Source organism: Inediibacterium massiliense (genome assembly GCF_001282725.1).
GTDB classification, from domain to species: Bacteria; Bacillota; Clostridia; order Peptostreptococcales; family Thermotaleaceae; genus Anaerophilus; species Anaerophilus massiliensis.
The window spans coordinates 621,359-642,981 of sequence record NZ_LN876587.1 but is presented as its reverse complement, the minus strand read 5'-3'; the positions used below and the strand labels follow the sequence as shown (position 1 = coordinate 642,981).

Here is a 21,623-nt window from a genome sequence, read left to right as displayed (position 1 = left end):
ATATTCCTCCTTATCATATTCTTTTAAATTATATTATACACTATTTATTGCCAATAGATAATAAATTATGTTTTAAAAGAATATATTTCATTTTCTACTCTAAAGTTTCTTTTAAAATATTATAGGTATACTCTATGATTTCATTGCAAGATACACCTTTTTTCTTTAACTCCAAACAATCAAATGTACCATATTTTTCTTTTATTTTGTTCATGATTTCTTTTGTATATTTTCTTGATTCATTCTTATCTTTTGCTTCTTTTCTCCCTTTAAGTGATCCTACAGCAATAATAGCTCCTGTAATTGCTCCACAGGTACTTCCTACTGTCATACCACTTCCAAAAGGACTTGCAATAGAAACTGGAATATCTGTACCTTTTTCTTCATTTAATGCCTTTACTATAGATTCCGCACAATTATATCCTTCCTTATGATATTTTGTTGCATCTATCATTGGTATATCCTCTCCTTTTTTATATATCATATTATTTCTTTGGTACTATAACCTTCTATATCTTATTAAAAATAGACTATACTTTTGTATCCAAGCATATTCTATATAAATATTCTCATTTTGTCACCTTTATATTACTATTTTCTATAGTTATTGTAAAATGCCAATTATATGTTTAAAAAATTTATTTTTTATTATATATTTAAAAAAACAGGTGTGACTGCACCTGCTTTTTCGATACCCATTTTACTCTATTGATTAAGATCATGATACCTGTGTTTTGGGCAAAATATCAAAATCCGTATTTCTATAGCTTATCACAATATCTCCAGCCTCTTTTCCATATCTGTCGGTAAAATTCTTCAGCCCAGTTGCCATGACTTTTTCTGCTCGTTGTCCTAACTCTTCACCAACTACTTCTCCCATAGTCTTATACAAATGTCCCGAATGATATTCCCAAGACATAATGGCTTTTTTCCCTGGTTTAATCAGCTTCTTATAAATCAATTTAATTATATTTAAGGGTGTCAAATAAGCATCCTTAAAAATTAGATCACAACACTTTGCATTATTAGGCTGAGTACCCTTCACATCGATTGCTAACTCTTCATTAAATCCTTCTACTAGGGCTTTATCTACTTCCATACAAAAATAACGACCATATGTCATTAAATTATTTTCTTTCCAAGCTGTATGCCATGGGCATTTAAATACATTCACCCTAGTGTGGGGACTTCTTTGAACTAACTTTTGTTCCATTTCCCCTTTTTGAGGCATCCACTCTATATAAGCCATATAATTTGCCATTGTCAGTGGATCTCCATTAGCCTTGGCCCGCAGTGCCATTCTTTTACCTCTTTGATGTGCATATTTTATTACTGCCCTTCGAAGGATCCTCTCTCCCTCTTTTTCACCTACTGCTTGCACTACAGCTTTAGATATCCAAGCAAATAAAAGCGCATGATGAGTTGCTGTAAATCCGTCCATAATATTCATCTCCTTTTAATCCTTTCAGATCTAGTTTTCTTTCTACAAACTTGAATTTTATAATAATGAACGATATAATAAATGAAATTGAAAATCATTACCTCGCTTCATATTATAATTTATGCATTATATGAGGTAAATAAAATTTATGTATATAAGTCTCTTTGTGATATTTTTTCGTCCAATCATGCCATAGGTGGTGAATAAAATGAAAGATCTCATGAATCAAGTGTATATTCCTTATTTAATAGAAAATGGATTTTATTTAGATAATGATACTAAGCAATATAGCAGCGAAGGAAGTTGTTTTTCTCTTTCCCCTGAAAAAGGAAAAGGTTATTATTGGGTGTATACTCATGACAATCTTTTCTCTATTTCTATTATGGACTTTGTCTTTTATGAAGATTTATTTTTACAATGTCAACAACCTAAACATTTAAGTGTAAATTATTATGATTCCATTTCAGGTGAAGAATTAAAACCATACAAACGCTTATTCTGTAATTGCATTAAGGGTCATATTGGCTATAATACTCTTTATCAAGCTGTATATCATAAAAATATCCCCATTCGTTCCACAGGAATTACCATTATGCCAGAGTATTACGAAGATTATTTAAAAAAGAAATATCCTGGAGAATATAAAGATCCTCATTCTGCTTTTATTAGTATAGATGGATCAAATAATTTTTTAGAGATGGTTTTTCTTTTAAAACAGATTAAAAACTTTAGAGGATCTGGTATATCCGCAAAGCTATATTATGAAGGAAAAGTATCAGAAGCTATGTCTCTTATTATTGAAAAAACAAAGCAAGAACAAATATCTTATCCATTTAAAAACCTATATAGACAAGATTTAGATAGTTTAGCATCCGTTACCACATACATAAATGATCATTTTGCTTTCGATATCACACTTAATCACCTTGTAAAAATTGCTTGTATGGGAACGACAAAGCTGAAATCTACCTTCAAAAAGGTTTATAAATGCACCATTACAGAATATATACAAAACAGACGCATAAGTCATGCAGAGTATTTACTTACAAATACCGACTTAGCAATTCATCAAATCTCCCACATTGTAGGCTATAAAAATGCCAGTAGATTTTCTCAATTATTTCGAAAAAATACAGGACTATTGCCTAGCGAATATCGAAAACTATCTCTATCAAAATAAAATACACCCTATCTTTATGGTGTATTTTTCATTTAAATTATCTAAATTATTTTTTATATAAAATTCAAATACATCTTATGTTAACAACTTTATATTCAGCTTCTATAAATACATTCTCATTTAAATACATCTTATGTTGAGGTTTACTACAAATAATATACTAATATTGAAATTTTGTATTGAATAAATACCTTCTATTATGGTATATTATAAATAAGTAAAGAACACTTATCGAGACAATAAGGTTCAAAAACAAAATAGAAAAGCAGGTGTTGCCGCACCTGCTTTTCTATTGCTTACTTTACTGCATTTATTAGAGTGGCTATTAAAGTTGCTACTGCTGTAATAACTTTTGCTATGTACTTCTGCTTCTTCTTTTGTTATACGAGACAATAAGGTTCACCTCCTTTCACAGAGGATAAAATTATTATAGCATATATTATGAATATCTTTAAAATACAAAAATAGTCAGAATACATAAATGTATCCTGACTATTTCTTTTCTTATTTTTATTATCCTAAAAATATATCTAAATCACCATCTACAGTTCCCATGCCTGCTATCCCAAAATTCTCTACTAAAACTTTCGCTACATTTGGAGATAAGAATCCTGGTAGTGTAGGTCCTAAATGAATATTTTTAACTCCTAAATATAATAATGCTAAAAGAACAATAACAGCCTTTTGTTCATACCATGCTATATTATAAGCGATAGGAAGCTCATTGACATCATTTAACTCAAATATTTCTTTTAATTTTAAAGCAATTACTGCTAATGAATAGGAATCATTACATTGTCCTGCATCTAAAACTCTTGGAATGCCACCAATATCACCTAAATTCAATTTATTATAACGATATTTAGCACATCCTGCTGTTAATATTACTGTATCTTTTGGTAATTTTTCTGCAAACTCTGTGTAATAGTCTCTAGATTTCATTCTTCCATCACAGCCAGCCATTACAAAGAATTTTTTGATTGCTCCAGATTTTACAGCATCTACTACTTGATCTGCTAAAGCAAATACTTGAGCGTGAGCAAAACCTCCTATAATTTTTCCATTTTCAATTTCTGTTGGAGATTCTAATCTTTTTGCATGTTCTATAATTTCACTAAAGTCTTTTGTTGTTCCATCTTCTCTATCTTTGATATGTTTAAACCCTGGGTATCCCGTTGCACCTGTAGTATACACTCTGTCTACATAGCTTTCTTTTGGAGGTATAATACAATTTGTTGTAAATAAAATAGGTCCATTGAAAGATTCGAATTCCTCATTTTGTTTCCACCAAGCATTTCCATAGTTTCCTATAAAGTTTGAATATTTTTTAAAAAAAGGATAATAATGAGCAGGTAACATCTCTCCATGAGTATATACATCTACTCCAGTATCCTTTGTTTGTTCTAATAATTCCTCTAGATCTTTCAAATCATGTCCTGATATTAATATAGCTGGGTTGTTTCTAACACCAATATTTACTTCTGTTATTTCTGGGTTCCCATAAGCTCCTGTATTCGCAGCATCAAGCATTGCCATCGTATCTACACCATATTTTCCAGTTTCTAATGTAAGTTTTACTAAGTCATCTGCACCCAACGTATCATCTAATGTGGCAGCTAACGCTTTTGACATAAAATGATAAACTTCTTCATTTTCTTTTCCTAAGTTATAAGCATGCTCAGCATAAGCTGCCATACCTTTTACACCGTATATAATTAATTCTCTTAGTGAACGAATATCTTCATTTTCAGTAGCTAAAATTCCTACTTCATAAGAATTGGCTTTTTGTTGAATTTCTAAGTCAGATTTTGCCATCCATGTAGCTGCATCATGTAATGCATCCAATATGATCCCTTGATCTTTTAGTTCTCTTTTCATTTCTTCTCTTAATTCTAAACCTTCTTTTATTTTTTCAATAAACTTAGAATCATCAAAGTTTGCATTTGTGATAGTCATAAACAAACCATTCATCATAAAATGATTTGAATGTGGGAATTGAATCCCTGCCTTTAACCCTTCTTGCTCAATTAATGCAATACCTTTTAATGTATAAATCATCAAATCTTGTAAATTTGAAACTTTATCTGTCTTTCCACATACTCCTCTTACTGTACAACCTGTCCCTTTTGCTGTTTCTTGACATTGATAACAAAACATACTCATCTTAAACTGCCTCCCCCTTATAAATTTAATTTTTTTATACTTTACACGTTCAATAATATAGGATATTGATTTCGAATTCCGTATCATATATCACCAAATTAAAAATTTTTTAATTTTTCACCTTTTCTTAATTGAGATCTAAAATCTTGTATAAGCTGATCCATTTTTTCCAGTTTTTTAAGAACTTCTTTTTCTTCATGATCCGTCTCTATGATTTTATATATTCCTCCATTTTGAATGACAATTCTCTTGTCTGCCATTAAAGCCAAATTAGGATCATGGGTCGCCATTAATACTATTTTTTCTTCATTTACCAAAAGATTTAATGCTCTTTTTCTATCTATTCCTGCATTTTCTATCTCATCAATTAGTACTATAGGTGAAGTACTTAATATAGCTGTATCAGCAATCATTAAAGCTCTAGATTGTCCACCACTTAAGCCTGTTATAGGTGTATCCAAATTAAATTTTTCACCTGCCAATTCATTAGCTGCATCTATGATTTTTTTCACAACCTCTTCTTCATGATCAATCATTCTACTTTTAGCATGTAACTCTAAAAATTCTTTTACCGTTAAATCCATTACAAAATTCATATTTTGAGATAATTGTGCAACTAATTTATTACTCATTGAAAATCTAAGACTTTTATCAGGTACCTCTCCATTGATTAAAATTGTTCTTTCTGTAGGAGTATCCTTATTAGCAGCCCATTCTATATCTGCTAATAATCTACTTTTACCAGAGCCTGTAGGACCTACAATTGAAATAATTTGACTCTTATAAATGGTAAGTTCTTCAAAGTTTTCTTTATTTCCATATTTATCTTTACCCGCAATGATCGTTAAATAATCTACTTTATCATTTTCCAGTCCCAAAAATTCAATCATTTGGTTGATATATATTTTAAGATCTATTTTCATTTTTTCTATATCTATTGCCCATTCTTCTACATCTTCTTGTGTAAAATGATTTAAATAATCTTCAAAGGTACAATCTTCATATCCAGTAGTATTTAATTTGTTGTTTTCAAAGAAAGATAATATAAAAGGATATTTTTTCTCTAATTCTTTTATTGTAAGAAAGTCTAGCTCATTTTTTCTAATCATTTTCATCACCTAATTTCATTTTTCTAACATTTCCCATTTGATAATCTTCTCCAATTCTTGTTTCTCCTAAGCAATAAGAGCAAAGAGCAGATGGCATTGAAAATCTTAGTTGTTTTCCTTTTACTGTTTCAATATGATTTTTCTCATCATATAATAGTGTGCTCAATTCAAATGCTCCTTGACCTGTTAGTCCATTCACATGTATGGTTATAGCTTTAGGATTTACCAAGTGAACCTTTGAAGCAAATACTTCTCTTTCTGCTTGAGATACAATATCACCTTTTGTGATCACTACAATATCTGCAGATTTTAACATGGGCCCTATTTTTTTAGGAGTATTGATACCACTTAAATTATCTATAACACATATGGACTTTATATCTTTAATATAAGGTGAACATCTATTACAAAGACCTGCACTTTCAGTAATTAACAAATCTAAGTTTTGTTTTTTACCCCATTTTACAACTTCTTCAATATTACTTACAAAATAATGATCTGGGCATAAAGATCCGGATAATCCTTTTTTCACAGGAACTCCTGCTTTTTCATATAAAATATCATCGTCTGTATATAAACAATCAAACTTTACAACTCCTACTTTTAAACTCCTTTTTTGTATAGCATCAATAATTTTTAATATAACTGAAGTTTTTCCTGATGAAGGAGGTCCTGATATAGTTACTAAATTCATTTTTGATCATCTCCATTCACAACTTTATTAAATATTTCTTCACACTTATGAATTAAAAGTGATATATCATTACTTTTGATATAATCCCAACCTAGCCACATATATTTATTATTCTTTGAAATTCTATTGTCTACCTCTGGATGAATACTAGGAAATTTTCCATTATGAGATAAAATTTCTCCTACTTGTTTAGAGCCAAAGAAATCTACAATTGGTTTTAATTGTTCTTTTTTATTTTTTTTAGTAAGCATAAAGATAGGACTTATAATTGCTCCATCCTCTGGCCACACAAAAGACATAGGTCCTCCTTCTTTTACCATCCATGTGAAAAAATAAGGCATAATTGTTACCACAGGTTTTTCTGATTTTTTCATATGTGATTTTACCATTTCTGATGGATGCATACTTTTTTGAAGGATTTGACCTAATTTTTTGACTCCTTTCTCCCCAAATGTTTTAAATATATTTAATAATATAGAATTAAATAAATCTAAATCCCCTACTGGAAGACTTACACTGTTTTCAAATTCATCACTTAATAAATCCCCCCAGCTCTTTGGCATATTTCTTTCACCTAATTCTTCTGTATTTACTAAAAATACAGCAGGAACGACACCTAACATGGAGTATTGATGTTGCGGATCTTTTAATGTGATATATTCATTGTCAAAATCCTTGTTATAATGTTCAAAACCAGTAAAATCTTCAAAAACATTTTGAGATTTAAATTTTCCAAATAATTTTTCATCAAAAAACATATCAAATCCAGCAGATATAAATAAATCTGGTATTCCTTCTTCCCTATGATCTGTTATAGATTCTTTTAACCAATCTAATCCCATTGAAGCTGCTTTTAATTCATAATCTATATCTAAATTGAATTTTTCTTTATTTTCATATAGCCAATGATCAAATGCTTCTGTTAATGGGACTCTTACCGGACAAGGGAGTACCCCTGCTATTTTTAAAGAACCCTCTTTATTTGAATCTTTCTCGTAAAACACTTCACCTGAATTGTTTTGATTGCTTTCAATTCTTTCTATTAATTGCTGTTCAAAATGATCAACATTAATTTTTTTTATTTTTAAAGCATTTTCTAGTGAAATAGCTTTTCCAAATGTTTTTCTTTGATTTTCATCTTTTATATTTTCAAATCCAATAGATATTAACAAATCAATGGCTTCATTATATCTTTGAGTAATTTCGTATAAACTATCTTTTCTATCAAAATATTTGTTATTCATTTCTAGTCCCAACTCCTTTACATGCATTTTTATTTCTTGATCCTTAGTTTATCATCATATATCCTATAAATTCGGTATCTTATGTTACAAAATAAATAAAAAAGCAACATAAGTATTCAAATCAACTTATGTTGCTTCAGCTGCTTATACAATATATTGTATCCAAGTTATAAAAGTCGGAACAATTATTGAGAATTTGTGAAAATATAGAATAAGTAAGAAAATGACTAGCATTACACTGTTTGAGCATAGCGAGTTTGTAATGCTATTTTCGATCGTTTCTTTATATTTCCCAAATTTGAAAATTTAGTGACGTTTTTTATAACTTCGCCTACAAACTAAAGCAACATAAGTATTTCAATCAAACTTATGTTGCCCACTATGATTCTATTTCATCTATAAACATTCCTTAAGTCCATCAAGATTTAGTATTTTAAATGAATTTCTATGAAAGTCTAAAATCCCTTCTCCTTTCATTTTTATAAGCTCCCTCGATAATGAAGGTCTTGATACAAGCAAGTATTCTGCTAATTCATTTCTTTTTAGTGGAATTTCAAATAAAAGACTTCCCTTCATAGAATATTGTTTTAATAAATAAGTACTTATTTTTTTTCGTATGCTTTTTAAAGATAACATTTCAATTTTTTGATTCAACATCAATGCTTTTTGTGAAACAATCTGTAACATGTTTTGTATCAAAACTCTATGTGCCAAACAAGCTTTAGGACATACCCCTATAATTTTGTCAGAAGGAAAAAAAAGTATCACACAATCCGTATCAGCAACAACTGTTGCTGGCCATTTATGATTTGCAAAAGCTGCTACTTCACCAAACATATTTCCTTTATTGATTTTCGCCATAATCACTCGGTCACCTGCCATGGTTTCTTTTGTAATCACAGCCTCTCCTTTTAAAATAATTCCTATTGCAGTAATTTCACTTTGTTCTAGTGTGATCAGCTCCTTTTTTTTATAAGAGGAGATTGTAGGCATCACACAAGATAACACAGTATACAACTCATCTTCTGGAATGTTTTTAAACAATTCAACCTTCATCAATATGTGTATCCATTTTCTATACATTTCATCTCCCCTTATGATCTATTATTTACTTGGAAAAGTATTTTCCCATTTCTCTACATAGCTTGCTGTAGCCCATTCTGCCATTACAACTTTTTCTCCTTCTTGTAATTTTATTTTTTCAGTAGGCTTTAAAGCAAGCGTTTTGTTCTCAATCATATAAACATATATTTCTTCATTAGTTATAATCACTGCAAAATCTTTATTCGGAGAAGTATAGGCATCTATTGCCTCTGGTACTCTTCCCTTTATTTCATTCCATGATACATGAAGTTCATCATAATGAACCATTTTATAAGGCGGAAACATATTGATATTAAATTCTAAAGATTCATCTTTTTTTGTATTTATTTTTCCCTTTAAAATCCAATGCCCGTTTCTTCTAGCCAAACTAAAATTTTCTTCATTCATTTCATAATGCTCTTTTGGTTTCCAAGAAAAATTTAAATAACTTTGAGCCGATTGTGTATATACTTCTTTTCCATGTTCTCCTACCACATCAGATAATTTGATTCCTTTACTTCCCTGTATATGATCAATCAAAAGTACTTGGAATTTTTTTGTATCGTTTTGATATTCTAATGCTACATAATCATTTCCTACAAACTTTATTTTTCTATATATATCTTGATTTATATCTTCTTCTTCATCATAAGGTGGCTCTTCTGTCTTCTCAAGAGGAATAGAAAATAATTGATCTCTCACTTTATCATCATAGAATTTTCTATTTTCACCTATCATCCAAAATCCACTTTTTCTAGGCACAATTAAATGGGGCATTTCTAAGATAGAATGCATTTTTCTATTTTGAGCTGCAATCCATAAGGTTCTGTAAACTTCATTTTCTTTTGTAGGATCTAATACATCCTTCCTTAGTCCTATAAGTACTCCTGAAGAAAGGATATCTGGTTCCTTTGTTTGCAAATCTATATTATCTCGGTTGATTTTATTTTTATCTTTAACAAATATTTGATTGGTTGTATCAGAAACTTTCTCCAAATAATAAAATACATGATCTATATAAACAATTAATCTATGCTCATCTATTTTAATAAAATCATAGAAATGTTTTTCTTTTGAACTAATAGAGATAATTTCTATTCTCTTATTTTGGACATTTAATTCTTTCTCACTTATTTTATGAGTATATAAAAAATATTCTTTTGCATCCACATTTTTCATTTTGTATTCTGGTGCTTCACTGATCTCATCTGCGAAAACAGCATAATGCTCATGAAAAATAGCAGTTTTTCCTATCCACTCATTGACTTGTGCTTGTTGTACTTTTTCATCTACTATTTTATATTTCTCTACTTTCCAAGTTCCTCCAACAGGAATCCTCTTATTTTTAGGAGGAACAATACTTTGTCCTACATCTAATTTTACATCTATACATCCTTGTAAAAATATACTCATGATCATCATCAAAATTAAAAAAGTTTTTTTCATATCTTTTGTCTCCAGATCTATTCAATTGGTAATAAAATTTGTATTCTCGTACCTTTATTAAGCTCACTTTCTATATTGAATTCTCCTTTATGAAGCTTTATGATCTCATCACAAATAGATAATCCAATACCATTTTGAGATTTGCTGTTTTTACCCTTATAAAATTTTTCTTTTACCTTAGGAAGATCTTCTTTACTAATACCACATCCATTATCTTCTATATTCATACATATATATCTGTCTTGATAAAAAGTATAAAAATTTACTTTTCCACCTTTTGGTGTAAATTTAAAAGCATTGTCTAATATATTAATTAAAACCTGCTTCATTCTATTTTCATCTAAATTCATAGAAGGCATATTATCTTCACAATCTACTACAAACTCTATTTCATCTCTTTGTGCTCTTGGTCTTATATACTTTTCAATATATCTAACTAAAGTTTTTATATTTACATTTTCTTTATTTAGTGTAATCCTCCCTGAAACAAACTTTGAAAAATCTAAAAGTTCTTCTACCATAAAGGTTAGTCTTTCACTTTCTTTTTCTATAATGTTTAAACCTTCTTTCATAGTTTCTTTGTCTTCAAAATTATCTTGATTTAAAACAATAGCCCATCCCTTAATGGCCGTAAGAGGAGTTCTTATTTCATGAGAAATGGAAGATATAAAATCATTTTTGAGTTGATCTTTTTTAATAATCTCTTCTGCCATAAAATTTAAGGTGTCTGAAAGCTTTCCCATCTCATCATCAAATTTTTTGTGGCTTTTTATTTTAAAATTTCCTAAAGCCATTTTTTCTGCTACCTTTGTAACTTCTTTGATGGGTCCTGTAATGGTATTGGCTAAGAAAATACTAACCATACCACAAATAATGGTTACAAAAGCCCCTATGCTTAAAAAGATCAATGAAATTCTCTTTATCCCCTCATTCACTTCTTTTAAAGATGTAGTAAATCTTAATACTCCAACAATTTTTTTGTCAGATTGTAAAGGATAAGAAACAGACATTACATTGTAATCATCATAATTTACAGATCCAGTCCATGTGCCTTTTTGTCCTCCTAGAGCTATCTTTACATCTTCTGTTTCTATTTTTTTATTATAATCTACACCAATAGAATCCATTAAAACTTCTCCTGAAAGATTGATAATTTGAACTTGAGCAGGAGTCTGTCTCCAAAATACATCTACATTATCTAATACATTATCCTCTAAATTAGAATTTGAAAAATATCTAGAATAAAATTCAGAAGAAATCATGATCTGGTTGGTAAGCACATCTTCTACATTTTTATAATAATATTGTCGTACAAAACTAATTAACAATATTTCTAAAAATAAAACACTAATAAAAATTACCAACATAAAATTAATCACTAATCTTTTTTTTATACTTTTCATAATTTCTCCCTAAATTAATTCTTCATCTATTTTTTTCCATCTATATCCTACTCCCCAAACGGTTTCAATATAAAAAGGTTTAGAAGAATCTTCTTCTATTTTTGTTCTGAGTCTTCGAATATTTACATCTACAATCTTTGTATCTCCTACAAATTGCCATCCCCATACACAATCTAATAATTCATCTCTTGTAAAAGCTTTTCCTTCATTTTCTAAAAACAATTTCATAAGTAAATATTCTTTGGGTGTCATGTCAATAACTTTTTCATTTTTATATACAAGATGGGCATGTGTATCAATATGAAAAGGTCCACTTTTCAAGATACTCGTATCATTCTTTTGTTCATGGCCAATACGTCGAATCAATGCTTGTACCCTTAAAACTAGTTCTGTAGGATTAAAAGGTTTAATCATATAATCGTCTGCTCCTAATTGAAGCCCTGATATTTTATCCATGTCTTGTCCTCGGGCTGTAAGCATGATAATTCCTATATTTTGAAATTCTTTTCTTAATTTTTCACATACTTCAAATCCATCAATCCCTGGTAACATAACATCTAAAAGTGCTAAGATAGGTTTTTCTTCTCTTGCCTTTTTAAGACCTTCCTCTCCACTTTGTGCTTCTATCACATCATAGCCATTTGTCCTAAATGTAACTTTTAATAAGCTTCTTATACTACTCTCATCTTCTACAATCAATATCTTTTGTTTCATTTTAAAACTCCTTATCTATAACCTTATTGTATTTCATTTTATCATAAAATATATTATCCTAAAAATATAAAAATATTGTACAAATATCATTTTATTAATATCTATTATAAGATATTCAGATTATTGACAAATTTTATGACTTGATCTACAAACTCACTATCTATTATAAGATATACATCACTTGTAAATAATAAAATTAACTTTATTTCATGATTTTTTTAAAACTCTATTCACAATATTCTCTTTTTCCGATAGGATTATAACATATACATGATTATCCAATTATAGAAATGGAGGGATACATATGAATCTTGCATCCATGATTGATCATACTTTATTAAAACCAGATGCAACCAAAGAAAATATTCACAAAATATGTGAAGAAGCAAAAGAATATCATTTTGCATCTGTATGTGTAAATAGTTGCTTTACAGAATATGTAGCACATGAGCTTAAAGGTACTTCTATTGGGGTAACTACTGTAATAGGATTTCCATTAGGAGCAGTAGCTCCAAAAGGAAAAGCTTTTGAAGCTTCTTTAGCTATAGAACTTGGCGCTACTGAAATTGATATGGTTATTAATATAGGAGCTTTGAAAGAAAAAAAATACGATTTTGTATATAATGACATTAAAGGAGTGGTAGATGCAGTAAATCATAAAGCCTTAGTAAAAGTTATTTTGGAAAACTGTCTTCTCACCAAAGAAGAAATTGTAACAGCTTGTGAGATCTCAAAAAAAGCAGGTGCTCATTTTGTAAAAACTTCTACAGGTTTTAGTACAGGAGGAGCAACTATAGAAGATGTGGCTTTAATGAAAAAAACTGTAGGAGACTCAATGGGTGTCAAAGCATCTGGAGGAATTCGCACACAAGAAGATGTATTAAAAATGATCGAAGCTGGTGCTACTAGAATTGGTGCGAGTGCATCTGTTGCCATTTTAAAAAATGAAATGACAAATACTAACTATTAAGGAGGAAAATTTATGCAATTATATGAAAGAATCCAAGAATCAGCTAAGTATATATTGAATCAAACAAAAATAAAACCTGAAATAGGTTTAATATTAGGATCAGGACTTGGATCCTTAGCAGATCAGATCGAAGAAAAAGAAATATATCCTTATAGTAAAATTCCACATTTCCCTATATCTACTGTAGAAGGTCATGCAGGACAATTGGTAATAGGAACTTTGGAAGGAAAAAGAGTCATTGCTATGCAAGGGCGTTTTCATTTTTATGAAGGTTATAAAATGGAAGAAGTTACTTTTCCTGTACGAGTTATGAAGCTTTTAGGTGTAGAAACTTTGATCGTTACAAATGCTGCTGGTGCCGTAAACACTTCTTATGAACCTGGCGACTTGATGGTTATTTCTGATCATATAAATCTTTCTGGAGATCATCCTTTAATTGGAAAAAACCTAGCACAATTCGGTACAAGATTTCCTGATATGTCTAATGCTTATGATAGAGATTTAAGAGAAAGAGTAAAAGGAATTGCAAAATCTTTAAGTATTCCTATCAAAGAAGGAGTATATGCTTGTATGAGTGGTCCTACCTACGAAACTCCTGCAGAGGTAAAAATGGTTCGAATACTGGGAGCAGATGCTGTAGGTATGTCTACTGTTCCAGAGGTAATTATTGCTATACATAGTGGAATCAAAGTTGTAGGTATTTCTTGTATGACCAATATGGCGTCAGGAATACTTGATCAGCCTTTAAATCATGATGAAGTAATGGAAACTTCACAAAGAGTACGAGAACAGTTTCTCATTCTCATGAAAAATGTAATCAAAAATATATAGAGGTGAAGAAAATGAGAATGTATGACATTATTATAAAAAAAAGAGATGGAAAAGAATTAACTACAGAGGAAATAAACTTTTTCATAGAAGAATATACAAAAGGAACTATTCCAGATTATCAAGTATCAGCTCTTATGATGGCTATTTATTTTCAAAAGATGAACAAAAGAGAAACCGTAGATCTAACAAAGGCTATGGTCAATAGTGGAGATACCATAGATCTTTCAAAAATAGAAGGTATAAAGGTAGATAAACATAGTACAGGTGGTGTAGGAGATACTACTACTCTTATATTAGCTCCTTTAGTAGCAGCAGCAGGTGTTCCTGTTGCTAAAATGTCTGGAAGAGGTTTAGGTCATACTGGAGGAACAATAGATAAATTAGAATCCTTTGAAGGCTTTTGTACAAACTTACCTATTGAACAATTTATCGAAAATGTAAATAATATAAAAATATCTTTAGGAGGACAAACTGGAAATTTAACTCCTGCTGATAAAAAACTCTATGCCCTTAGAGATGTAACAGCTACTGTTGATAATTTATCATTGATTGCAAGCAGTATTATGAGTAAAAAAATTTCATCTGGTGCAGAGGCTATTGTATTAGATGTAAAAACTGGTAGCGGTGCATTCATGAAAGATTTAGATAGTTCTTTTAATCTTGCAAGAGAAATGGTAGATATAGGAATAGGTATGAATAAAGATACTATTGCTGTGATTACAGATATGGATCAACCTCTTGGCTTTGCTGTGGGAAATATATTAGAAGTCAAAGAAGCCATTGATACATTAAATGGAAATGGTCCAGATGATTTAACAGAGCTTTGCTTAACTTTGGGCTCTCATATGCTTGTATTAGGAAAAAAAGCAAAAGATACGCAAGAAGGAAGAAATATCCTTCAAAATATTATTTCTTCTAAAAAAGGAATTGATAAATTAAAAGAATGGATTCATATGCAAGGTGGAGATGAGAAACTTGTAGATAATCCTGATCTTTTTCCTACACCAAAATTTGTTACTGCTATTTCTTCTTCTTGTGAAGGATATGTCAATCGTATTCATGCAGATTCAATAGGAATGGCATCTCTTGTATTAGGAGCAGGTAGAGAAACAAAGGAGAGTCCTATTGATTTGTCTGTTGGAATTGTTCTTCATAAAAAAATAGGAGATTTTGTAAAAAAAGGAGAAAAGATTGCTACCATTTATGCAAATGATTCTTACAAACAAACACAAGCTACAGCTATGATTATAAATGCCTATGATATGATTAAAGAAAAGGTATATAAAAAACCACTAATTAAGGGAATCGTAACAAAAAATGATTCTATTCGGTATTAAACACACAAGGAGCGTAATTTTATGAAAATATTAATTCAAAATGGATCTTTACTATTGTTTGAAAATGAAGAAGTATCCATACAAAAAAAAGATATTGGTATAGAAAATGGAATCATCTCAAATATTGGAAATGTACATGAAATTTCCTATTATGATAAAGTCATAGATGGATCGGATAAAATTATTATGCCAGGACTTATCAATACTCATACCCACCTACCTATGTCTTTAGTAAGAAATTATGCAGATGACCTCCCCCTTTGGGAATGGCTTACAGAAAAGGTGTGGCCTGTAGAAAAGAATTTGACACATGAAATGGTATACTGGGGAAGTCTACTAAGTATTGCAGAACTTATCTTATCAGGAGTTACTTGTTTTAATGATATGTATAATTTTGCAGATGCTGTAGGATGTGCCGCAAAAGATTCAAAGATGAGAGGATTTATTTGTGAAACATTATTTGACCATTCAAAGGATAATACCTTTAAAGAAAGTAAGTCTTTATATAAAAAATGGCATGGATCTAATCATAATAGAATCAAAACTTTTATTGCACCTCATGCTCCTTATACTTGTTCTTCTGATTATTTGAAGAAAATGATTCCTATTGCCAAAGAATTAAAAACAGGAATTCACATTCATCTTAGTGAAAGTAAAAAAGAAGTAGAAGATAGTTTTAAGGCATACGGTAAATCTCCTGTAAAACACCTTTACGATCTTGGGTTGTTTGATGTTAGAACCTTAGCTGCTCATTGTGTTCATTTGTCTGAGGAAGATATACAGATTTTAAAAGAAAAAAATGTTCATGTACTTAATAATCCTGTAAGTAATTTAAAGCTTGCAAATGGCTTTGCTCCTATACCTAAGCTTTTAGATACAGGTGTAAATGTAGCTTTAGGAACAGACAGTTCTTGTAGTAATAATAATTTAAATATGTTTGAAGAAGTAAAATTGGCATGTATTCTTAATAAAGCAGTTACAAATAATAGTACTGTTCTCCCTGCTCATACCGCCCTTAAGATGGCTACCCTAAATGGGGCACGCGCTTTAGGAATAGAGGATCAAGTGGGATCTCTTCAGGTAGGAAAATGTGCTGATTTAATTTTAATTGATTTAAATCAACCTCATTTATTTCCTAAGCACAATTTAATTTCCGCTCTTGCTTATTCTGTTTATCCATCTGATGTAGACACCGTTATAGTAGATGGGAATATATTATTAGAAAATAGAAAACTCACAACCATTGATTTAAATTTAGTTTATGAGAATGTAGAAAAATGCTGTAAAAAACTAATCCCATAAAATCCAAAATTGGAGGCAAGATCATGAAGCTTGTTCTTATGGCTTTATTAACAGGAGCAGTAACCGGAAGTATTTTTCCATGGTTTAAACTTCCATTACCTGCTCCTCCTACTTTGGCAGGAATAGCTGGAATTGTTGGTCTTTTTCTTGGATTTAAAGGTACTGAATACCTTATGAAACTTTTCATCAAATAAACTCAAATAGCCAAGATAAATTTTTATCTCGGCTATTTGAGTTTATTACATATTTTCAGTTACATTTCTAATCCATTTATTGGATAACAATCTTGGAAGACCCAAACTAAATTTGACTATTTCTTCTACCGTCACTAATGCTGCTACATAATGAACAGGTAATTTAAAATAAAAAGCTCCTAAAAATGCTAGTGGCACACCAATACACCACATACTAAAACCTTCTATTAAAAGGGCAGTCTTTGCATCTCCCCCAGCTCTTAAAATTCCTACGATCAAAATACAATTAAATACCCGTATAATTAAAACCCCAGAATTAATATATAAAATCATAAGAGCACTATGATATACCTCATAGGATATCTTAAAAAAAGATAATATAAAAGGAGCGCTAATTGCCAAAATGGATGCCAAACCAATTCCCGCTAAACATGCTAATAAAGAAAATCTCTTTGCATAGATCTTAGCTTGTTCTTCATGTCCTGCTCCTATTTGATTTCCAATCATAACAACTGATCCATTTGACATACCAAATATAAACACCATAAATATATTGATTATAGTATTACAAATTTGAACAGAAGCCATAGCCTGCATACCTATTCTTCCATATGCTACAGAATATATAACAAATCCTAAGGCCCAGCACCCTTCATTTAAAACTACAGGAATGACTGTATCAAAAACTTTCTTAATAAAATCTTTAGTTAAAGAAAACATTTCCCTAGCTTTAGCTGCCAACACTCCCTTTGTAAAATAAATATATCCTACCAAAAGACCTGCTTCAATGATTCTTGCAAGCAGTGTTGCCAAAGCTGCTCCTTCGACACCCATAGCCTTTGATCCAAAATTTCCAAATATAAATACGTAGTTGAAAAACGTATTAAAAAGAAGGGCAAAACTACTAACGACCATTGGTAAAATCGTATTTTCTATACATCTTGATGCAAAACCAAAATTAAAAGTAATAGCAGTAAATATATAACTTATACAAACAATTTTTAAGTACTTAGCACCTTCTAATATAACTTGTGGGTCTGTATTAAAAATATGAATGATCTGATTTGGCATACAAGAAGCTATGACTGTAAAAATAGTAGATAAAGCTGCTCCTGCAATCATACCAATTCCTAATACTTTCTTTATATTTATAGTATCTCTTTTTCCCCAAAATTGAGAAATAAAAATACCACAACCACTACATATCCCTATGAGCAATAGATTAAATAAAAAAAAGTATTGATTTGCAATACCTACCGCTGCAATTTGAATTTCTCCTACTCTCCCAATCATCATGGTATCTACCATATTTAGGGAAGAAGCAATAAAGTTTTGTATAATAATGGGTAAAGCAATTTTATATAAGTTTTCATAAAATTTTTTATCTTGAAATAAATACTTGTATAAATTCTGAATCATTCTTATTTACTCCTTTCTTCCTAATTTTCAAAAATAAAACCACCTTGAAGTTTTTTCAAAGTGGTTAGCTTCTTCACTTGTCTATCGTTAATCAAAACTTTTTTAAATATCAATTTACATTTTACTAATAATTGATAAATTTGTCAATGAGTTGTCTTAAAAATTATAGATACAAAAAGAACCCCAAAGGGTTCTTTACTATATACACACTTAGATTACATCTGAGTATACATCATTTTCAATCTTATTCACAAACCAATCTGGTACATCTGAACAGCTAGAACAATAAAAATAAGGTTTGATTAAATGGATCCTAGCTTTTTCTCCATCCCACTTCTCCGGGTGACTTTTTAAAAATGTTATAAAATGATCAGGTTTAATTTGAAATACTTTCTTTTTCCCAAATCTTCTTCCTTTCATAAATCCTTCTCTAATCCATCTATAAATCAAACTAGGATTTTTATTTAAAAGATATCCGATATCTCCTGTAGTCAGAAACTCTCCATTTGCAATAATTTCTGGTCCTAATTTTAATTCAATAGCTTTTTTTCTAATAGAAACAAGACTTCGATCTAACTCATTGGCAATAAACTCTGCAGTCTTTTTTCCCCATTTGTCTAATAAAAATTCTACCTCTTCCTCTGACCAATATCTTAATTCTGTTGTAAGGCCTATTCTTTTTGCTTTTTTAAACACTGAGTCTTTTGTTCGATCTAAGTCATTTGCAATATTCATAATACTTTTTTTACTATAATTACAAACTAAATATTCTATTTCTTCTTGCATCCATTTTTTATATGCCATATTTTTTTCCCCCTTAAATCCCATAATCATATTCTGTATTAATTCAATATGACCCTTAATTCTTTAAAAAAGTTTTTATATTTTCATCTCCGGAGATTATTTTTATCTACATACTTTCTAAAAAAACAAAAATGGCCCACAATAAAAGATCTAAAAATCTTTTATTATGGACCATTTAAATTGCAAATATATTATTTGATTCAAATAGTTGTTCCATAATTGAATTTATTTTATTTTTATACTATGTATGATATTCTTAAGATAAAAACAGCTTATATATACATATATCTATTTTTATTCATTAAGATATATTGTTCTTATGTGTGTCTTCCTTGTAAATATAATATCATATATTATGATATTTTGTCAAATGTTTCTTGTATATTAGTATATATTTAATAAAAGTCTTTCATATTTTTCCCTTGGGCATATTTCTATTTTTTTTACATTTACTTTTCGATTGATTAAATCTCCTATTTCTTTTTCAACTTCTTTGATTGTATGTTCGTAAATGGTTGTTCGAATCACTTCTATACTTTTAAAATGATCTCCTGTCCTTAAAAGATTTTCTTCTAATGTAGTTAAATTTTCTTTTAAAAGGATTTCAATCTCTTTACCTTTTATAAATACTTGAATCAATTTTGCTCCTTTTCCTGTAACCTTTTTTAAGTATTTTGAATATAAATTTCTAATTTCAAGCTCTAATTCAATTTTTTTATCATCTGTTAAAATAAATTCATGATTGACTACTAATAAGTCTTCTTGCTCCTCTAATTCTTCAATGGCAATTTCTATTAAATTTTTCATCAATATATTTATATCTATAGGTTTAATTAAATACTTTTCTATTTTTAAATCTACTGTTTCCAAAATAGTATTAGAATCTGATAAGGCAGAAGTAATAATTACAGGACAACGATGACCATCCCCTCTTATTTTTTTCATCATCTCAATCCCACTCATATCTGGCATCACTAAATCTGTAATGATTACATCAGGTTGATGTTCTATAAACTTTCTAATACCATCTTCTCCGTTTTCTGCTGTAATTACTTTTCCAATCCTCTTTTTTAAGAATCTAAAAACTTGACTTCTTGTGATGGGTTCATCCTCTACATATAAAACTTTTATATTTTTTAGTGCATTTATTCCTTCCATATCCCATTCCCCCTTATATCTAAAGGAAACCGTATCATGACCTTTTTATGATCCTCATCGTTTTTTAATTCAATAGCACCATTCATATTTTTCCTTATAATATTATCAAGCATAGATAAATGATTTAGATTCAGTAAAATATCTTTGTATTTTTCTTGATCATATTCATTTTCAATCATAATATATATATGTTCTTCATTTTCTTCAATTTGAATATTTAAATTTCTATCATAAATATCAAAAACTTCTTTACAATATTCTAGAATATCAAAAAATATATAATACATAAGTTGTACAAATTCATTGGGCGAACCATACATTTTTATATCTTCTTCTGTTAATATATTTATTTTTATATTTTCTTTTTTGATCTTTTCTTCCATGATTTCAAAAACTAAATCCAGATATTTTTTTATATCAAAAAATTCCTTTTTATAATTCATTTCAAAAAATGATTTGAATTTTTCTATTTTTCTAGATAAATTCTTTATAATCTGCCATATTTCTTGGTAATATTCATCTAAAATTTCACAATCTTCTGGCTCATTTCCTATTTCATCTATAAGATTAATAATAGAAAAGTTTAGACTATTTAAAGGTTGTCTCCATGCATGAGACAAATTAGAAATCATATCTGACATACTCATAATTTTATCATTATAAATTTCTATATCCTGTATCGTTCTTTTTTCCTTCATGCTGTTAAAATCGTTACTCATATCCTTTATTACGATAAATAATTTGATTAGATCCGTTTCTCTTCTAAAAGGATATGCCATGACCTGCCAGAAATCACAATCCTCTTGCATAATTTCTTTAAAATCTACAATTTCTGGAGTTTCGTTCTTTTTCTTCACATATATGCTAATACTTTCTTTCATAGGATTTTGAAATAAGTAATTTCCTACTTCATAATAGATATTGGCAAAGCCATCATATATATGAGAAATGTTTTTTCCTATAATATCACTTCTTTTTACCTTTAAGTGATTAATATAAGGACTATTCATATTATTTACATAAAATTGTAATTGACGATTTTCTATTTTACCTTCTATTTCTATGGTAAAATCTAAAGATTGATTCATAGAACTCATTGGATCTTCTATCAAAATACTTCCTCCTTTTATC

At 29.4% G+C, this 21,623-nt stretch carries 21 protein-coding genes; 6 read left to right on the top strand and 15 right to left on the bottom strand.

Annotated features, from left to right (window positions below; all coding sequences use genetic code 11):
• Positions 1-94: 94 nt before the first annotated feature.
• Positions 95-454, bottom strand: coding sequence for a C-GCAxxG-C-C family (seleno)protein (locus BN2409_RS11590; protein WP_053957727.1), 360 nt, complete (start codon positions 452-454; stop codon positions 95-97).
• A gap of 264 nt (positions 455-718) precedes the next feature.
• Positions 719-1,441: an L-2-amino-thiazoline-4-carboxylic acid hydrolase gene (locus BN2409_RS11585; protein ID WP_053956791.1), complete on the bottom strand. Its 723-nt coding sequence runs from the start codon at positions 1,439-1,441 to the stop codon at positions 719-721.
• Between the two features lie 208 nt (positions 1,442-1,649).
• On the opposite strand from BN2409_RS11585, the gene BN2409_RS11580 reads away from it, so the two are divergent.
• On the top strand, positions 1,650-2,621 hold the full coding sequence (locus tag BN2409_RS11580; protein ID WP_053956790.1) for a helix-turn-helix domain-containing protein: 972 nt from the start codon (positions 1,650-1,652) through the stop codon (positions 2,619-2,621).
• A 246-nt stretch (positions 2,622-2,867) separates the two neighbouring features.
• Here the strand turns inward: BN2409_RS11580 and BN2409_RS17250 are convergent, their stop codons facing one another.
• The 9 genes from BN2409_RS17250 to BN2409_RS11540 all read right to left on the bottom strand — a co-directional run bounded on the left by BN2409_RS17250 (position 2,868) and on the right by BN2409_RS11540 (position 12,477).
• Positions 2,868-3,014, bottom strand: coding sequence for a hypothetical protein (locus BN2409_RS17250; protein WP_199873010.1), 147 nt, complete (start codon positions 3,012-3,014; stop codon positions 2,868-2,870).
• A 120-nt stretch (positions 3,015-3,134) separates the two neighbouring features.
• On the bottom strand, positions 3,135-4,784 hold the full coding sequence (gene hcp, locus BN2409_RS11575; RefSeq protein WP_053956789.1) for a hydroxylamine reductase: 1,650 nt from the start codon (positions 4,782-4,784) through the stop codon (positions 3,135-3,137).
• A gap of 98 nt (positions 4,785-4,882) precedes the next feature.
• Positions 4,883-5,899, bottom strand: a complete 1,017-nt coding sequence (locus BN2409_RS11570) for an ATP-binding cassette domain-containing protein (protein ID WP_330375445.1) — start codon at positions 5,897-5,899, stop codon at positions 4,883-4,885.
• A complete protein-coding gene (locus tag BN2409_RS11565; RefSeq protein ID WP_053956787.1) occupies positions 5,886-6,587 on the bottom strand; it encodes a GTP-binding protein in 702 nt (233 codons plus the stop codon). Before BN2409_RS11565 ends, BN2409_RS11570 begins: the two co-directional genes overlap by 14 nt.
• Positions 6,584-7,831 (bottom strand): ABC transporter substrate-binding protein, encoded by a 1,248-nt coding sequence (locus BN2409_RS11560; RefSeq protein WP_053956786.1) that lies wholly within the window; start codon positions 7,829-7,831, stop codon positions 6,584-6,586. The genes BN2409_RS11565 and BN2409_RS11560 overlap by 4 nt, the downstream gene beginning before the upstream one ends.
• 396 nt (positions 7,832-8,227) lie before the next feature.
• Entirely contained in the window at positions 8,228-8,914 is a 687-nt protein-coding gene (locus BN2409_RS11555; RefSeq protein ID WP_053956785.1) for a Crp/Fnr family transcriptional regulator, read from the bottom strand.
• A 21-nt stretch (positions 8,915-8,935) separates the two neighbouring features.
• Positions 8,936-10,360, bottom strand: coding sequence for a hypothetical protein (locus tag BN2409_RS11550; RefSeq protein ID WP_053956784.1), 1,425 nt, complete (start codon positions 10,358-10,360; stop codon positions 8,936-8,938).
• A gap of 17 nt (positions 10,361-10,377) precedes the next feature.
• The gene (locus tag BN2409_RS11545) at positions 10,378-11,763 is read right to left on the bottom strand and encodes a sensor histidine kinase (RefSeq protein WP_053956783.1); all 1,386 of its coding nucleotides are present in this window, start codon (positions 11,761-11,763) and stop codon (positions 10,378-10,380) included.
• A gap of 9 nt (positions 11,764-11,772) precedes the next feature.
• A complete protein-coding gene (locus tag BN2409_RS11540; RefSeq protein ID WP_053956782.1) occupies positions 11,773-12,477 on the bottom strand; it encodes a response regulator transcription factor in 705 nt (234 codons plus the stop codon).
• A gap of 304 nt (positions 12,478-12,781) precedes the next feature.
• On the opposite strand from BN2409_RS11540, the gene deoC reads away from it, so the two are divergent.
• Genes deoC through BN2409_RS16905 form a run of 5 tightly spaced genes read left to right on the top strand, consistent with a single transcriptional unit; the run spans position 12,782 to position 17,111 of the window.
• Positions 12,782-13,447, top strand: coding sequence for a deoxyribose-phosphate aldolase (gene deoC, locus BN2409_RS11535; RefSeq protein WP_053956781.1), 666 nt, complete (start codon positions 12,782-12,784; stop codon positions 13,445-13,447).
• 12 nt (positions 13,448-13,459) lie between these two features.
• Complete coding sequence (locus tag BN2409_RS11530; protein ID WP_053956780.1) at positions 13,460-14,278, top strand: purine-nucleoside phosphorylase; 819 nt, start codon at positions 13,460-13,462, stop codon at positions 14,276-14,278.
• Positions 14,279-14,289: 11 nt separating this feature from the next.
• Complete coding sequence (locus tag BN2409_RS11525; RefSeq protein WP_053956779.1) at positions 14,290-15,615, top strand: pyrimidine-nucleoside phosphorylase; 1,326 nt, start codon at positions 14,290-14,292, stop codon at positions 15,613-15,615.
• A 21-nt stretch (positions 15,616-15,636) separates the two neighbouring features.
• The gene (locus tag BN2409_RS11520; protein ID WP_053956778.1) at positions 15,637-16,917 is read left to right on the top strand and encodes an amidohydrolase; all 1,281 of its coding nucleotides are present in this window, start codon (positions 15,637-15,639) and stop codon (positions 16,915-16,917) included.
• 23 nt (positions 16,918-16,940) lie between these two features.
• Complete coding sequence (locus BN2409_RS16905; RefSeq protein WP_110943096.1) at positions 16,941-17,111, top strand: XapX domain-containing protein; 171 nt, start codon at positions 16,941-16,943, stop codon at positions 17,109-17,111.
• 45 nt (positions 17,112-17,156) lie between these two features.
• Here the strand turns inward: BN2409_RS16905 and BN2409_RS11515 are convergent, their stop codons facing one another.
• From BN2409_RS11515 to BN2409_RS11500, 4 genes are all read right to left on the bottom strand, one after another.
• Positions 17,157-18,530 (bottom strand): MATE family efflux transporter, encoded by a 1,374-nt coding sequence (locus BN2409_RS11515; protein ID WP_053956777.1) that lies wholly within the window; start codon positions 18,528-18,530, stop codon positions 17,157-17,159.
• Positions 18,531-18,740: 210 nt separating this feature from the next.
• The gene (locus BN2409_RS11510; protein ID WP_053956776.1) at positions 18,741-19,334 is read right to left on the bottom strand and encodes a hypothetical protein; all 594 of its coding nucleotides are present in this window, start codon (positions 19,332-19,334) and stop codon (positions 18,741-18,743) included.
• A gap of 384 nt (positions 19,335-19,718) precedes the next feature.
• Positions 19,719-20,492, bottom strand: coding sequence for a response regulator (locus BN2409_RS11505; RefSeq protein WP_053956775.1), 774 nt, complete (start codon positions 20,490-20,492; stop codon positions 19,719-19,721).
• Positions 20,480-21,604 (bottom strand): histidine kinase, encoded by a 1,125-nt coding sequence (locus BN2409_RS11500; protein ID WP_053956774.1) that lies wholly within the window; start codon positions 21,602-21,604, stop codon positions 20,480-20,482. The genes BN2409_RS11505 and BN2409_RS11500 overlap by 13 nt, the downstream gene beginning before the upstream one ends.
• Positions 21,605-21,623 lie beyond the last annotated feature (19 nt).

Excerpts from the sequence above, each read along its gene's own strand:
- BN2409_RS11515 (WP_053956777.1), bottom strand. The coding sequence starts at position 18,530 with ATGATTCAGAATTTATACAAGTATTTATTTCAAGATAAAAAATTTTAT.
- BN2409_RS11545 (WP_053956783.1), bottom strand. The coding sequence starts at position 11,763 with ATGAAAAGTATAAAAAAAAGATTAGTGATTAATTTTATGTTGGTAATT.
- BN2409_RS11510 (WP_053956776.1), bottom strand. The coding sequence starts at position 19,334 with ATGGCATATAAAAAATGGATGCAAGAAGAAATAGAATATTTAGTTTGT.
- BN2409_RS11585 (WP_053956791.1), bottom strand. The coding sequence starts at position 1,441 with ATGGACGGATTTACAGCAACTCATCATGCGCTTTTATTTGCTTGGATA.
- BN2409_RS11505 (WP_053956775.1), bottom strand. The coding sequence starts at position 20,492 with ATGGAAGGAATAAATGCACTAAAAAATATAAAAGTTTTATATGTAGAG.
- BN2409_RS11565 (WP_053956787.1), bottom strand. The coding sequence starts at position 6,587 with ATGAATTTAGTAACTATATCAGGACCTCCTTCATCAGGAAAAACTTCA.
- hcp (WP_053956789.1), bottom strand. The coding sequence starts at position 4,784 with ATGAGTATGTTTTGTTATCAATGTCAAGAAACAGCAAAAGGGACAGGT.
- BN2409_RS11570 (WP_330375445.1), bottom strand. The coding sequence starts at position 5,899 with ATGAAAATGATTAGAAAAAATGAGCTAGACTTTCTTACAATAAAAGAA.
- BN2409_RS16905 (WP_110943096.1), top strand. The coding sequence starts at position 16,941 with ATGAAGCTTGTTCTTATGGCTTTATTAACAGGAGCAGTAACCGGAAGT.
- BN2409_RS11580 (WP_053956790.1), top strand. The coding sequence starts at position 1,650 with ATGAAAGATCTCATGAATCAAGTGTATATTCCTTATTTAATAGAAAAT.
- BN2409_RS11530 (WP_053956780.1), top strand. The coding sequence starts at position 13,460 with ATGCAATTATATGAAAGAATCCAAGAATCAGCTAAGTATATATTGAAT.
- BN2409_RS11520 (WP_053956778.1), top strand. The coding sequence starts at position 15,637 with ATGAAAATATTAATTCAAAATGGATCTTTACTATTGTTTGAAAATGAA.
- BN2409_RS11550 (WP_053956784.1), bottom strand. The coding sequence starts at position 10,360 with ATGAAAAAAACTTTTTTAATTTTGATGATGATCATGAGTATATTTTTA.
- deoC (WP_053956781.1), top strand. The coding sequence starts at position 12,782 with ATGAATCTTGCATCCATGATTGATCATACTTTATTAAAACCAGATGCA.
- BN2409_RS11525 (WP_053956779.1), top strand. The coding sequence starts at position 14,290 with ATGAGAATGTATGACATTATTATAAAAAAAAGAGATGGAAAAGAATTA.
- BN2409_RS11540 (WP_053956782.1), bottom strand. The coding sequence starts at position 12,477 with ATGAAACAAAAGATATTGATTGTAGAAGATGAGAGTAGTATAAGAAGC.
- BN2409_RS11560 (WP_053956786.1), bottom strand. The coding sequence starts at position 7,831 with ATGAATAACAAATATTTTGATAGAAAAGATAGTTTATACGAAATTACT.
- BN2409_RS11555 (WP_053956785.1), bottom strand. The coding sequence starts at position 8,914 with ATGTATAGAAAATGGATACACATATTGATGAAGGTTGAATTGTTTAAA.
- BN2409_RS11590 (WP_053957727.1), bottom strand. The coding sequence starts at position 454 with ATGATAGATGCAACAAAATATCATAAGGAAGGATATAATTGTGCGGAA.